The sequence below is a fragment of the Micromonospora sp. Utrum1 genome, assembly GCF_057197805.1.
The window spans coordinates 1,176,070-1,189,080 of sequence record NZ_CM170071.1; the positions used below are offsets into that span (position 1 = coordinate 1,176,070).

Sequence of the window (13,011 nt, forward strand, 5' to 3'; positions counted from 1 at the left end):
CGAACCCCTGACCAGCCCCACCCCGGTTGATCAAGAGGTTTCCATCAGGATCCGGCCTCCGGCTGACCATAACTTCTTGATCAACGCGGTCCAGGCCGGGGCGGCCTCGGGCGGATCCCGTCTCTGCCGCCGATGATCATGAAGTTAGCGGCGGTCATGATCTCCCTGAATGCCTTCAACCTCATGATCAACGCGGTGTGGGTGGGTGCGGGCCGGCGGGACGGGGGTCAGTGGCCCAGGAGGTGGGAGAAGGCGGCGGCGCGGCGGGAGGGGCGGCCGGTGCGGGATTCGGCCTCGTCGGCGGAGAACATGACCTTGAGGCCGGCGTTGACGGCGAGCCAGCGTAGGGGCTCAGGCTCCCATCGCGGCGAGCGGTGGTTGACCCAGGGGAGCGCGGTCAGGTCGGTCCGCTCGCCGCGGATCAGGTCGGCCAGGGTACGGCCGGCCAGGTTGCTGGTGCCGACGCCGTCGCCGACGTAGCCGCCGGCCCAGGCCAGGCCGGTCGACCGGTCCAGCCCCACCGAGGCCGCCCAGTCCCGGGCCACGCCGAGCGGCCCGCCCCAGGTGTGCGTCACCGGCACCTCGGGCCCGAGCACCGGGAACAGTTCGCCGAGCACCCGGCGCAGCGCCGCGAAGACCCGGGGCTCCCGGTCGAAGTCGGGGCGGACCCGCGAGCCGTAGTGGTAGGGGGCGCCCCGCCCGCCGAAGGCGAGCCGGCCGTCGGCGGTGCGCTGGCCGTAGATGATGACGTGCCGGTAGTCGGAGAAGGTCTCCCGTTCGGCCAGCCCGATCTCCGCCCAGGTCGCCTCGGGCAGCGGTTCGGTGGCCACCATCAGCGAGTAGACCGGCGCCACGGCCCGCCGCTGGCCGGGCAGCGCGGGAGTGAAGCCTTCGGTCGCCCGGACCACCACCGGGGCGCGGACCACTCCGGCCGGGGTCACCGCCGCCCCGGGCCGCAGTGCGGTCACCGGGGTCCGCTCGAAGACGCGTACGCCCCGGCGCTCCACCGCCGCGGCCAGGCCGCGGACCAGCTTCGCCGGGTGCACGGCGGCGCAGTGCGGGGTGTACGTGCCGCCGCGTACCCCCTCGGCGTGGCAGCGGGCGGCGGCCTCGTCGGCGTCGAGCAGCACCAGGTCGGCGTCGGCGAGCCCGTGCTCGCGGGCCTCGGCGACGGCGGCCCGGGCCCGGCCGAGCTGCACCTCGGTGCGGGCCAGCACCACCGTGCCACCGGCCCGCCAGTCGCAGTCGATGCCCTCGGCGGCGACCACCCGGCCGACCTCGCGGACGGTCTCCTGCATGGCCCGCTGCATGGCGAGCGCCCGGTCCCGGCCGTGCCGGCGGGCCAGCGCCGGCAGGGAGGTGGGGAAGAGCGCGGAGCACCAGCCGCCGTTGCGGCCGGAGGCGCCGTACCCGGCGATCTCCTTCTCGAGCACGACGATCCGCAGGGTCGGGTCGGCCGCGGCCAGGTAGTAGGCGGTCCACAGCCCGGTGTAGCCGGCGCCCACGATCACCACGTCGGCGTCGGTGTCGCCGGGCAGGCCGGGGCGCGGGGTCAGCGGCTGGTCCAGGCTGGACAGCCAGTACGACAGGTCCTGGTAGCGCATCACCACTCCGGTGGGGGCAGGTCGTGGCGCAGCCGCGGGTCGGGCTGCGGAATCCCGTACGTCTCGACGACCGGCACCACCCCGGCCCAGACCGGCCGGCCGAGGTCGTCGTCCGGATCGTCGGGCGGGCCGGCGCTCACCTTCACCGAGCACTCGTCCAGCGGCAGGGCGAGCACCAGCGTGGCCGCCAACTCCTTCGCCGAGGGCGGCCGGATCTCCGCCCAGCGGCCGGGGAACAGATGCTCGGAGAGCCGGTGCAACGCCGCCAGCTTCTCCTCGCCCGCCAGCGCGGTGAGGATGCCGAGCACCATGGCGCAGCGGTAGTTCATCGAGGACTCGAAGGCGCTGCGGGCCAGCACCAGGCCGTCGAGCAGGGTGACGGTGAGGCAGGCCGGCGCGCCGGCGGCGAGGTGCCGGAACAGCCGGCTGCCGGTGGAGCCGTGCACCAGCACCCGCTCCCCGTCCCGGGCGTACGCCACCGGCAGCGCGTACGGCTGGTCGCCGTCGGCGACGGCCAGGTGGGCGACCCGGCCGGCGTCGAGCACGGCGTGCAGCGTCGCCCGGTCGTGGACGGCCAGGTCGGGCAGCCGGCGTACCCGGGTCCGGTCGGTGCCCCCGACGGCGGCGGCACCCGGCCCGACGGCGCGGGGCCGGCCCCCGGTGTCCCGGGAACCGGCCCCGTCCGGGCCGCCGGTCAGAGGCGCGACCATGCCTCGGTCAGCACGGCGCGCAGGATCTGCTCGATCTCGTCGAACTGCTGCTGCTGGGCGATCAGCGGCGGGGCGAGCTGCACGACGGGGTCGCCCCGGTCGTCGGCGCGGCAGTAGAGGCCGGCCTGGAAGAGGGCGGTGGAGAGGAAGCCGCGGAGCAGCCGCTCGGACTCGGCCTCGTCGAAGGTCTCCCGGGTGGCCTTGTCCTTGACCAGTTCGATGCCGTAGAAGTAGCCGTCGCCCCGGACGTCGCCGACGATCGGAAGGTCGTTGAGCTTCTCCAGGGTGGACCGGAAGGCCCCCTCGTTGGCCCGGACGTGGCCGATCAGGTCCTCGCGGGCGAAGACCTCCAGGTTGGCCAGGGCCACCGCGCAGGAGACCGGGTGGCCGCCGAAGGTCACCCCGTGGGCGAACATGCCGGTCTCGGTGAGGAACGGCTCCATCAGCCGCTCGCTGGCGATCATGGCGCCGAGCGGGGCGTAGCCGGAGGTGATGCCCTTGGCCGTGGTGATGATGTCCGGCTGGTAGCCGTAGCGGGTGGCGCCGAAGTATTCGCCGAGCCGACCCCAGGAGCAGATCACCTCGTCGCTGACCAGCAGCACGTCGTACGCGTCGCAGATCTCCCGGACCCGCTCGAAGTAGCCGGGCGGCGGCGGGAAGCAGCCGCCGGAGTTCTGCACCGGCTCCAGGAAGACCGCGGCGACGGTGTCCGGCCCCTCCCGCTCGATGGCCCGGCCGATCTCCTCGGCGGCCCAGCGGCCGAACGCCTCGGGGTCGTCGCCGTGCTCGGGGGCCCGGTAGAAGTTGGTGTTCGGCACCTTGATGCCGCCGGGCACCAGCGGCTCGAAGTCGCTCTTGATGCCGGGCAGGCCGGTGATCGACAGCGCGCCCATCGAGGTGCCGTGGTAGGCGATGTAGCGGCTGACCACCTTGTACTTGTTCGGCTGACCGGTGCGCTTGAAGTAGGCCCGGGCCAGCTTCCACGCCGCCTCGACGGCCTCGGAGCCGCCGGTGGTGAAGAAGACCCGGTTCAGGTCGCCTGGGGCGAGCGAGGCGACCTTTTCGGCCAGCTCGACGGCCTTGGGGTGGGCGTACGACCACAATGGGAAGTAGGCCAGCTCGCCGGCCTGCTTGGCGGCCGCCTCGGCGAGTTCGGTGCGGCCGTGGCCGGCGTTGACGACGAAGAGCCCGGCGAGTCCGTCCAGGTAGCGGCGGCCCTGCGAGTCCCAGACGTACGCGCCCTCGCCGCGCACGATCGTCGGTACCTCGCCGGCGGAGTAGCTGGCCATCCGGGTGAAGTGCATCCAGAGGTGGTCGGTGGCGTTGGCCATGTCAGCCCCATCGGTCTCGGGCCGGTCAGGGGTGACACCGGCCGCTCTGCCCACGGTTATCGCACAAGCGATGCTGATAACGCAAGTGTCCGGGGTGAATGGCAACGGATTCAGCGTGCGTCGTTTGCCGCCGCAACGGAATCCGTATCAGGCCGTGCCCCAGCTGTAGGTCTGCTTGCGCAGCTTGAGGTAGACGAACGCCTCGGTCGAGACCACGCCCGGCACCCCGCGCAGCTTCTGGAGGATCTCCAGCAGGTGCTCGTCGTTGCGGCAGACCACCTCGGCCAGCAGGTCGAACGACCCGGCGGTGATCACCACGTAGTCGATCTCCTCGAACTCGGCGAGCCGGTCGGCCACGCTCTCCAGGTCGCCGTCGGTGCGCAGGCCGATCATGGCCTGGCGGGGGAAGCCGAGCTGGAGCGGATCGGTAACCGCCACGATCTGCATGACCCCGGCGTCGAGCAGGCGCTGCACCCGCTGCCGCACCGCCGCCTCGGAGAGGCCGACCGCCTTGCCGATGGTCGCGTACGGCCGCCGTCCGTCCTCCTGGAGCTGCTCGATGATCTGCTTGGCCACGTCATCGAGCAGAGCGTGACTGGCGCCTTCGCGCACGGTCACCCGACGGCTGCCGTTGCCGTTCTCCAGTTGCCGGTTGGCCATCATCCGCTCCCATGTCCGAATCCTCGTGCCGAGCGTAGTGCCCCGGCGCAGTCTGGCGTATTTCGTGGTCGATCGCTATTCCCGCAACGGAATCCCTTGTAAGGAAGGTCACCCCATGTCAGGATCAGTCGTCCATGGCCATTGACCCTCCCGCCGGCGAGCCACCCCCGTCCCGCCGCCGACGATGACCCCCCTAGGAGTCGTCACATGCGTAGTCCCCACCGGCACCTCACCCGGCGTGGTCTGCTCACCGGGACCCTCGGCTCGGCCACTTTGCTCGCCACGGCGGGCACGCTGGCCGGCTGCGGCACCAAGGGCGCACAGCAGACCGAGGCCGGTTGCAAGAGCGACGACCTCTCCGCCACCGAAAAGAAGCTGGCCTTCTCGAACTGGCCGCAGTACATGGACGTGGACGAGAAGGACGAGTCCAAGCGACCCAGCCTGGACGCGTTCGTCAAGAAGTCCGGGATCCAGGTGACGTACACCGAGGACGTCAACGACAACAACGAGTTCTTCGGCAAGGTGCAGAACCAGCTGGCCGGCTGCCAGACCACCGGGCGGGACATCATGGTCCTCACCGACTGGATGGCGGCCCGGATGATCCGGCTCGGTTGGATCCAGAAGCTGGACAAGGCGAAGCTGCCCAACGTCGAGGCGAACCTGCTGCCCTCGCTGCGTAACCGCTCCTTCGACAGCGACAACCAGCTCGCCATCCCCTGGCAGTCCGGCCTGGCCGGGCTGGCGTACAACGCCAAGGTGGCCAAGGAGATCCGGACCGTCGACGAGCTGCTCACCCGCCCCGACCTGAAGGGCAAGGTGACCGCGCTGTCGGAGATGCGGGACACCATGGGTCTGCTGCTCCAGTCCAACGGGCACGACCCGGCGAACTTCACCACGGCGCAGTTCGACGACGCGTTGAACAAGCTGAAGAAGGCCGTGGACTCCAAGCAGATCCGCAAGTTCACCGGCAACGACTACGCCCCCGACCTGGCCAAGGGCGACATCGCCGCGTGCATCGGCTGGTCCGGCGACGTGATCCAGCTCGGCTTCGAGGACGAGAAGATCAAGTTCGTGGTGCCGGAGTCGGGCGTGATGCTCTGGTCGGACAACATGCTGGTGCCGAACAAGGCCACCCACAAGGCGAACGCCGAAGAGCTGATCAACTACTACTACGACCCGGCGGTCGCCGCGCAGCTCGCCGCCTACGTCAACTACATCTGCCCGGTCAAGGGCGCACAGGCCGAGATGGAGAAGATCGACCCGGATCTGGCCAGCAACACCCTCATCTTCCCGGACGACGCGATGCTGTCGAAGTCCAAGGTCTTCATGGCCCTGGACGAGAAGCGGGAGAAGGAGTACGAGACCAAGTTCCAGCAGGTCATCGGGGCGTGAGGACAATGGGACACGAGACACCGGCCGGCGATCTGCGGCTGGCCAACCTGACCAAGCGGTTCGGCGTCTTCACCGCGGTGGACGACCTCAGCCTCACCATCCCGCAGGGTTCGTTCTTCGCCCTGCTCGGGGCCTCCGGCTGCGGCAAGACCACCACCCTGCGGATGATCGCCGGGTTGGAGGAACCGACCGGCGGGCAGGTGCTGCTGGGCGACCGGGACATCGCCGGGCTGCGGCCGTACAAGCGGCCGGTGAACACCGTGTTCCAGAGTTACGCGCTCTTCCCGCACCTCGACATTCACGAGAACGTGGCCTTCGGGCTGCGCCGGCGCGGCATCCGCAAGGTGACCGACCAGGTCGAGCGGATGCTGGCGCTGGTGCAGCTCGAAGGCTACGGCCGGCGCAGGCCGGCCCAGCTCTCCGGCGGCCAGCAGCAGCGCGTGGCGCTGGCCCGGGCGCTCATCAACCACCCGCAGGTGCTGCTGCTGGACGAGCCGCTCGGCGCGCTCGACCTGAAGCTGCGCCGGCAGATGCAGATCGAGCTGAAGCGGATCCAGACCGAGGTCGGCATCACCTTCGTGCACGTCACCCACGACCAGGAGGAGGCCATGACGATGGCCGACACGGTCGCGGTGATGAACGCCGGCCGGATCGAGCAGCTCGGCGCCCCCGCCGACCTCTACGAGTACCCGGCCACCGCGTTCGTGGCGAACTTCCTCGGTCAGTCCAACCTCCTGGCCGGCGAGGCCGCCGGCCGCAGCGGCGACGAGGTGCTGGTCACCGCGCACGGCGCGCGCTTCTCGGTGCCCGCCGACCGGGCCCGGGCCGACCACGGGACGGTCTTCCTCGGGGTACGTCCCGAGAAGTTGCACCTGGTCAGCGGCCCCGACGAGGTGCCCGCCGGCCACCAGCACCTCGGTGGGGTGGTCACCGACGCCTCGTACGTCGGGGTGAGCACCCAGTACCTGGTGCGCACGGCGTGGGGCAGTGAGCTGTCCGCGTTCGCCGCGAACAGCGGGGTGGGCGGGCGGTTGCCCGTCGGCACCCCGGTGACCGCGCACTGGGACCCGCGGCACGCCTTCCTGCTGCCCCGGGCCGCCGGCGAGGACGACCAGACCAGCCCGCTGCTCGACGAGCCGCCGGTGGGTGCGCTGTCATGAGCGCGCTGGCCCACGTACCGACCTCGGCGGGGCAGCCGGCGGCGCCGCCGGGGCCCCGGCGGGGACGGGGCAGGTTCCTGCCGTACCTGCTGCTGCTGCCGGGCGCCGCCTGGCTGCTGGTCTTCTTCGTCCTGCCGCTGCTCCAGCTCGCCGCGGCCAGCCTCTACGACCCGAGCGGATCGCTCTCCACCGGCTACGCGATGACCGGGGAGGTCGGCAACTACTGGGACGCGTTGCAGGCGTACTGGCCGCAGTTCGCCCGGTCCTTCGTCTATTCGGCCATCGCGCTGGTGCTGGCCCTGCTGATGGGCTACCCGCTGGCGTACGCGATCGCGCAGAAGGCCGGCCGGTGGAAGAACCTGCTGCTGGTGGCCGTGGTCGCGCCGATGTTCACCAGCTTCCTGGTCCGCACCCTGGCCTGGAAGACCATCCTGTCCGACAACGGCTGGGTGGTCGGGCTGCTGCGTGACGTGCACCTGCTCGGGGCGGACGGCCGGCTGCTGGCCACCCCGTTCGCGGTGGTGCTCGGCCTGACGTACAACTTCCTGCCCTTCCTGGTGCTGCCGCTGTACGCGAGCCTGGAGCGGCTCGACCCGCGGCTGCTGGAGGCGGCGAGCGACCTGTACGCGAGCCCCCTGCGCGCCTTCCGCAAGGTCACCCTGCCGCTGTCCATGCCCGGGCTGATCGCCGGCACGCTGCTCTTCTTCATCCCGGCCACCGGCGACTACATCAACGCCGAGCTGCTCGGCACCCCGAACGAATACATGATCGGCAACGTCATCGACTCGGCCTTCCTGGTCCGGCTGGACTACCCGCAGGGCGCGGCGCTGTCGTTCCTGCTGATGGCGGCGATCCTCGTGATCGTCTTCAGCTACCTGCGGAAGGCCGGCACGGAGGAGGTGCTCTGATGCGGCGCTGGATCGCCGACCGCTGGGTGATGGGCGCGGCGCTGCTCGTCCTCGGTTACCTCTCGCTGCCGATCCTGGTGGTCGCCGGGCTCTCCTTCAACCGGCCCTCAAGCCGGCTGTCCTACGACTTCAACGAGTTCACCCTGGACAACTGGACCCACCCCTGCGCCACCTCCGACATGTGCGACGCGGTGGTGCGCAGCATGGAGATCGGCCTGATCGCCACGGTGGTGTCCACCATCCTCGGCACGCTGATGGCGTTCGCCCTGGTCCGGCACGGCTTCCGCGGGCGGTCCGGGATCAACGGCCTGATCTTCCTGCCGATGGCCACTCCGGAGCTGGTGATGGGCACCTCGCTGCTCGCCCTCTTCGTCGCCGCCGGGGTGCCGCAGGGCTTCTGGACCATCGTCATCGCGCACGTCATGTTCTGCGTGTCGTTCGTGGTGGTCACCGTGAAGGCCCGGCTCGCCGGCATGGACCGGCGGCTGGAGGAGGCCGCCATGGATCTCTACGCCAGCGAGTGGCAGACCTTCCGGCGAATCACCCTGCCCCTGGTGCTGCCCGGCATCGTGGCCGCCGCGCTGCTGGCCTTCTCGCTCAGCTTCGACGACTTCATCATCACGAACTTCAACGCCGGCACCACGGTCACCTTCCCGATGTACGTCTGGGGCGCCGCCCAGCGGGGCATCCCGCCGCAGGTCAACGTCATCGGCACGGCGATGTTCGCGATCGCGCTGCTGCTGGTCGGGGCCGGCTCGCTGCGCGGCCGCCGCGCCCGCCGTGCCGCTCTCGCGGCTCCCGTCGCCGCCGTCGGGGCACCCAAGAGCGCGTCATGAAACTCCCGCATACCGGCCGGGCGCTGGCCGACGCCGCGCCCGTGCCGTACTGGCTCGACCGCCCGGACCGCCCGGACCCGCTGCCGCCGCTGACCGGCGCCCACGACGCCGACCTGCTGGTGGTCGGCGGCGGATACTCCGGCCTCTGGACCGCGCTGCTGGCCAAGGAGGCCGACCCGGACCGGGACGTGCTCCTGGTCGAGGCGGGCACCTGCGGCTGGGCGGCGTCCGGGCGCAACGGCGGGTTCTGCGCCGCCTCGCTCACCCACGGCCCCGCCAACGGCGCCGAGCGGTGGCCCGACGAGATCGACGAGCTGGAACGGCTCGGCCGGGAGAACCTGGACGCCATCGCCGCCACCGTGGCGAAGCACGGCATCGACTGCGACTTCGAGCGCACCGGGGAACTGGCGGTGGCCGTCGAGCCGTACCAGCTCGATGGGCTCGCGGACGACGCCGAGCTGGCCCGCCGCCACGGCCACGACGTGCGGCTGCTGGACCGGGACGAGGTGCGCGCCGAGGTGGCCTCGCCGACGTACCTGGGCGGGATGTGGGACCGGGACCGGGTGGCCCTGCTCGACCCGGCGCGGTTGGCCTGGGGGCTGCGCCGCGCCGCGCTCGACCTGGGCGTCCGGATCCACGAGCACACCCGGGTCACCGGGCTGGCCCGGGACGGCGGCGCGCTGCGCGCGGTCACGGCCGGCGGCCCGGACGCCGCGCCCGGCGCGGTCCGGGCTGGGCAGGTGGTGCTCGCCACCAACGCGTTCCCGCCGCTGCTGCGCCGGCTGCGCGCCTGGCTGGTGCCGGTCTACGACTACGCGCTGATGACCGAGCCGCTCACGCCCGCGCAGCGGGACGCCATCGGCTGGCGCAACCGGCAGGGGCTGGCCGACACCGGCAACCAGTTCCACTACTACCGGATCACCGCCGACGGCCGGATCCTGTTCGGCGGTTACGACGCGATCTACCACTACGGCAACCGGATGGCCCCCGAGCTTGAGCAGCGCGAGGCCACCTTCACCGCCCTGGCGTCCCACTTCTTCATCACCTTCCCGCAGTTGGAGGGCCTGAGGTTCAGCCACCGCTGGGGTGGCGTCATCGACACCTGCACCCGGTTCTGCGCCTTCTTCGGCACCGCCTACGAGGGGCGGCTGGCGTACGCGGCCGGTTACACCGGGCTCGGCGTCGGGGCGACCCGGTTCGGCGCCCGGGTGATGCTCGACCTGCTCGGCGGGGAGGACACCCCGCTGACCCGGCTCGACCTGGTCCGCCGCAAGCCGCTGCCGTTCCCGCCCGAGCCGATCCGGGCCACCGGCATCAACCTCACCCGCTGGTCGCTCGCCCGCGCGGACGCGCGGGAGGGGCGGCGCAACCTCTGGCTCCGTACTCTCGATCGTCTTGGACTGGGGTTCGACTCCTGATGCGTATCCTCCTCGTCGGCGCGGGGGGCGTCGGTTCCGCCGCCGTATCCATCGCCGCCCGCCGTTCCTTCTTCGAGACCATGGTGGTCGCCGACCACGACCCCGCCCGCGCCGCCCGGGCGGTGGCCGGCCACGGCGACCGGTTCGTCGCCGCGACGGTCGACGCCTCCTCCGCCGAGGCGGTCGCCGCGCTCTGCCGGGAACACCGGATCACCCACGTCTTGAACGCCGTCGACCCCCGCTTCGTCATGCCGATCTTCGACGGCGCGTTCGCCGCCGGGGCCCACTACCTGGACATGGCGATGTCATTGTCCCGGCCGCACCCGGACGCGCCGCACGCCGAGACCGGGGTGAAGCTCGGCGACGAGCAGTTCGCGGCGGCCTCCGCCTGGGCCGAGGCCGGCCGGCTGGCGCTCTGCGGCATCGGCGTCGAACCCGGCCTCTCCGACGTCTTCGCCCGCTACGCCGCCGACGAACTGTTCACCGAGATCGACGAGATCGGGGTACGCGACGGCGCGAACCTCACCGTCGACGGCTACGACTTCGCCCCCTCGTTCTCCATCTGGACCACCATCGAGGAGTGCCTGAACCCGCCCGTGGTCTGGGAGGCCGACCGTGGGTGGTTCACCACCCCGCCGTTCTCCGAGCCCGAGGTGTTCGAGTTCCCCGACGGGATCGGCCCGGTCGAGTGCGTCAACGTGGAGCACGAGGAGGTGCTGCTCATCCCGCGCTGGCTCAAGGCGAAGCGGGTCACCTTCAAGTACGGCCTCGGCGACGAGTTCATCGAGGTGCTGAAGACCCTGCACAAGCTCGGCCTCGACGCTGTTTCTCCGGTTCGCGTCCGCGACGTCGAGGTGTCGCCGCGCGACGTCGTGGCCGCCTGCCTCCCCGACCCGGCCACCCTGGGTGAGCGGATGCGCGGCAAGACCTGCGCGGGCACGTACGTGACCGGCACCGGGGTGGACGGCCGGCCGCGCAGGGTCTACCTCTACCACGTGGTCGACAACGAGTGGTCGATGGCCGAGTACGGCCACCAGGCGGTGGTCTGGCAGACCGCCGTCAACCCGGTCGTCGCCCTGGAGTTGCTGGCCGGCGGCGCCTGGTCCGGCACCGGCGTGCTCGGCCCGGAGGCGCTTCCCCCGGTACCCTTCCTCGACCTGCTCACCGGCTACGGCTCGCCCTGGGGAATGGAGGAGCGGTGACCCGCTACGGCCCGATGTTCGGCCCCGACGTGACGTTCCTCGGCGTGCCGCCGTGCACGATCGAGGAGCCGGTGACGTACGCCGACGCCGACGTGGTGATCGTTGGCGCCCCCTTCGACGGCGGCACCTCGCACCGGCCGGGCACCCGGTTCGGCCCGTCCGCCATCCGCCAGGCCTGCTACCTGCCGCACGACGGTTCCCGCCCCTCCCTGGCCCTGCGGGTGGACGCGTTGCAGGACCTCTGCGTCTACGACGCGGGCGACGTCGAGATGTTCTCCGGCGACATCGAGCGCTCGCTGGCCTCGCTGGAGACCGCCGTGCACGCGGTCGCCGCCGCCGGGGCGATCCCGATCGTGCTCGGCGGCGACCACTCGATCGCCCTGCCGGACGCCACCGGAGTGGCCCGGCACCACGGGCTGGGCCGGGTGTCCCTGGTGCACTTCGACGCGCACGCCGACACCGGGGACATCGAGTTCGGCTCGCTGCACGGGCACGGCCAGCCGATGCGCCGGCTCATCGAGTCCGGTGCGGTACGCGGCGACCGCTTCCTCCAGATCGGCCTGCGCGGCTACTGGCCGGGGCCGGAAACCCTGACGTGGATGGCCGAGCAGCGGATGCGCTCGTACGAGATGACCGAGGTGGTGGCGCGCGGGCTCGACGAGTGCCTCACCGAGGCGTTCGGGATCGCCACCGACGAGTGCGAGGGGGTGTTCCTCTCGGTCGACGTGGACGTGGTCGATCCCGGCATGGCCCCCGGCACCGGCACCCCCGAGCCGGGCGGCTTCACCTCCCGGCAACTCCTCGACGCGGTCCGCCGGGTCTGCTACGAACTGCCGGTGGTCGGGGTGGACGTGGTCGAGGTCGCCCCGCCCTACGACCACGCCGACATAACCGCGTACCTCGGCAACCGGGTGGTGCTGGAGGCGCTGTCGGCGATCGCCCGCCGCCGCCGCGACGCCGCCGGCGGCACCCCCTGGAACCCGACCCAACCCCTCCTCGACGCCCGCTGACCCTTCCCTCATGTTTAGCTCAGGCTATAGTTGAGTCATGGGCGCTGATGGGGGACGGTGGGCGGTCCGGGTGACCGGCGAGGTCCGCCGGTGGCTGCGTGACCTGCGGCGGAGTGATCCCGCCTCGTAGGAGAGCGTCCGGGTCGCCGTGGACCGGCTGGCCGAGGTCGGCCCCGGCCTGGGCCGGCCTCTCGTGGACACGCTGCGCGGCAGCAGCATCAGCAACCTCAAGGAGCTTCGCCCCCGATCCGGCCGCGAGGTGGCGATCCGCGTGTTGTTCGTCTTCGACCCGTGGTCGCAGGCGGTGCTCCTCATCGCGGGTAACAAGGCGTGCAACTGGAGCCGGTGGTATCAGCAGAACATCCCGGTGGCGGAGGTTGCATACAAGGCTTGGCTCGACAATGAGCGCGAGCGAAGGGGGGAGTCGTGACGGAGTTCTACGACTGGGACGAGGTCCGTGCCGAACTGGGCGGCGACGACGCGGCCTACGAGGCGGAGCGGGCCCGGACCGAGGCGTGGGTGAGCGCCTTCCACCTGGCCGAGGAGCGCAAGCGGTTGGGGCTCACCCAGCGGCAGGTCGCCGAGCTCATGGGGGTCACGCCGGGCCGGGTCAGCCAGATCGAGAACGGTGACCTCGATGTGAACGAGGTGGCGACCTTGAGCCGCTACGCGAACGCACTCGGCGCGAGGCTGCGCATCATCTTCGACTACGGCGACGACCTTCGTCAGATCGCCTGAGCGAGGGCGGCCCGACAGAGCCTCCCGGGTCGGGGAGGCTTC

13 protein-coding genes are annotated in these 13,011 nt (G+C 71.5%); 9 read left to right on the forward strand and 4 right to left on the reverse strand.

From position 1 onward, the window contains the following. Nucleotides 1–227 precede the first annotated feature (227 nt). The 4 genes from AC0OLQ_RS05920 to AC0OLQ_RS05935 all read right to left on the reverse strand — a co-directional run bounded on the left by AC0OLQ_RS05920 (nt 228) and on the right by AC0OLQ_RS05935 (nt 4,305). Nucleotides 228–1,604, reverse strand: a complete 1,377-nt coding sequence (locus AC0OLQ_RS05920; RefSeq protein ID WP_484530500.1) for an NAD(P)/FAD-dependent oxidoreductase — start codon at nt 1,602–1,604, stop codon at nt 228–230. Then, nucleotides 1,604–2,314, reverse strand: coding sequence for a pyridoxamine 5'-phosphate oxidase family protein (locus AC0OLQ_RS05925; protein WP_484530501.1), 711 nt, complete (start codon nt 2,312–2,314; stop codon nt 1,604–1,606). Before AC0OLQ_RS05925 ends, AC0OLQ_RS05920 begins: the two co-directional genes overlap by 1 nt. Next, nucleotides 2,299–3,645 (reverse strand): aspartate aminotransferase family protein, encoded by a 1,347-nt coding sequence (locus AC0OLQ_RS05930; protein WP_484530502.1) that lies wholly within the window; start codon nt 3,643–3,645, stop codon nt 2,299–2,301. Before AC0OLQ_RS05930 ends, AC0OLQ_RS05925 begins: the two co-directional genes overlap by 16 nt. Nucleotides 3,646–3,792: 147 nt before the next feature. Then, nucleotides 3,793–4,305 (reverse strand): Lrp/AsnC family transcriptional regulator, encoded by a 513-nt coding sequence (locus AC0OLQ_RS05935; protein WP_151464013.1) that lies wholly within the window; start codon nt 4,303–4,305, stop codon nt 3,793–3,795. 207 nt (nt 4,306–4,512) lie between these two features. Here AC0OLQ_RS05935 and AC0OLQ_RS05940 point away from each other — a divergent pair, with 207 nt between their 5' ends. From AC0OLQ_RS05940 to AC0OLQ_RS05980, 9 genes are all read left to right on the forward strand, one after another. Continuing rightward, the gene (locus tag AC0OLQ_RS05940; RefSeq protein WP_262286613.1) at nt 4,513–5,697 is read left to right on the forward strand and encodes a polyamine ABC transporter substrate-binding protein; all 1,185 of its coding nucleotides are present in this window, start codon (nt 4,513–4,515) and stop codon (nt 5,695–5,697) included. Nucleotides 5,698–5,702: 5 nt separating this feature from the next. Next, nucleotides 5,703–6,857, forward strand: a complete 1,155-nt coding sequence (locus AC0OLQ_RS05945) for an ABC transporter ATP-binding protein (RefSeq protein WP_484530503.1) — start codon at nt 5,703–5,705, stop codon at nt 6,855–6,857. After that, the gene (locus tag AC0OLQ_RS05950) at nt 6,854–7,765 is read left to right on the forward strand and encodes an ABC transporter permease (protein ID WP_484530504.1); all 912 of its coding nucleotides are present in this window, start codon (nt 6,854–6,856) and stop codon (nt 7,763–7,765) included. The genes AC0OLQ_RS05945 and AC0OLQ_RS05950 overlap by 4 nt, the downstream gene beginning before the upstream one ends. Further along, on the forward strand, nt 7,765–8,601 hold the full coding sequence (locus tag AC0OLQ_RS05955) for an ABC transporter permease (protein ID WP_357337183.1): 837 nt from the start codon (nt 7,765–7,767) through the stop codon (nt 8,599–8,601). The genes AC0OLQ_RS05950 and AC0OLQ_RS05955 overlap by 1 nt, the downstream gene beginning before the upstream one ends. Further along, the gene (locus tag AC0OLQ_RS05960; protein WP_484530505.1) at nt 8,598–10,019 is read left to right on the forward strand and encodes an NAD(P)/FAD-dependent oxidoreductase; all 1,422 of its coding nucleotides are present in this window, start codon (nt 8,598–8,600) and stop codon (nt 10,017–10,019) included. The genes AC0OLQ_RS05955 and AC0OLQ_RS05960 overlap by 4 nt, the downstream gene beginning before the upstream one ends. Next, complete coding sequence (locus AC0OLQ_RS05965; protein WP_484530506.1) at nt 10,019–11,221, forward strand: saccharopine dehydrogenase family protein; 1,203 nt, start codon at nt 10,019–10,021, stop codon at nt 11,219–11,221. The genes AC0OLQ_RS05960 and AC0OLQ_RS05965 overlap by 1 nt, the downstream gene beginning before the upstream one ends. Then, nucleotides 11,218–12,231, forward strand: coding sequence for an agmatinase (gene speB / locus AC0OLQ_RS05970; protein ID WP_484530507.1), 1,014 nt, complete (start codon nt 11,218–11,220; stop codon nt 12,229–12,231). Before AC0OLQ_RS05965 ends, speB begins: the two co-directional genes overlap by 4 nt. Nucleotides 12,232–12,379: 148 nt before the next feature. Beyond that, nucleotides 12,380–12,661: a type II toxin-antitoxin system RelE/ParE family toxin gene (locus AC0OLQ_RS05975; RefSeq protein ID WP_484530508.1), complete on the forward strand. Its 282-nt coding sequence runs from the start codon at nt 12,380–12,382 to the stop codon at nt 12,659–12,661. After that, entirely contained in the window at nt 12,658–12,969 is a 312-nt protein-coding gene (locus AC0OLQ_RS05980) for a helix-turn-helix domain-containing protein (RefSeq protein ID WP_357337218.1), read from the forward strand. Before AC0OLQ_RS05975 ends, AC0OLQ_RS05980 begins: the two co-directional genes overlap by 4 nt. The last annotated feature ends 42 nt before the right edge of the window (nt 12,970–13,011 follow it).

What these genes read in the sequence shown, in the direction of transcription:
- AC0OLQ_RS05920 (WP_484530500.1), bottom strand. Translation starts at nt 1,604, where the DNA reads ATGCGCTACCAGGACCTGTCGTACTGGCTGTCCAGCCTGGACCAGCCG.
- AC0OLQ_RS05925 (WP_484530501.1), bottom strand. Translation starts at nt 2,314, where the DNA reads ATGGTCGCGCCTCTGACCGGCGGCCCGGACGGGGCCGGTTCCCGGGAC.
- AC0OLQ_RS05930 (WP_484530502.1), bottom strand. Translation starts at nt 3,645, where the DNA reads ATGGCCAACGCCACCGACCACCTCTGGATGCACTTCACCCGGATGGCC.
- AC0OLQ_RS05935 (WP_151464013.1), bottom strand. Translation starts at nt 4,305, where the DNA reads ATGGCCAACCGGCAACTGGAGAACGGCAACGGCAGCCGTCGGGTGACC.
- AC0OLQ_RS05940 (WP_262286613.1), top strand. Translation starts at nt 4,513, where the DNA reads ATGCGTAGTCCCCACCGGCACCTCACCCGGCGTGGTCTGCTCACCGGG.
- AC0OLQ_RS05945 (WP_484530503.1), top strand. Translation starts at nt 5,703, where the DNA reads ATGGGACACGAGACACCGGCCGGCGATCTGCGGCTGGCCAACCTGACC.
- AC0OLQ_RS05950 (WP_484530504.1), top strand. Translation starts at nt 6,854, where the DNA reads ATGAGCGCGCTGGCCCACGTACCGACCTCGGCGGGGCAGCCGGCGGCG.
- AC0OLQ_RS05955 (WP_357337183.1), top strand. Translation starts at nt 7,765, where the DNA reads ATGCGGCGCTGGATCGCCGACCGCTGGGTGATGGGCGCGGCGCTGCTC.
- AC0OLQ_RS05960 (WP_484530505.1), top strand. Translation starts at nt 8,598, where the DNA reads ATGAAACTCCCGCATACCGGCCGGGCGCTGGCCGACGCCGCGCCCGTG.
- AC0OLQ_RS05965 (WP_484530506.1), top strand. Translation starts at nt 10,019, where the DNA reads ATGCGTATCCTCCTCGTCGGCGCGGGGGGCGTCGGTTCCGCCGCCGTA.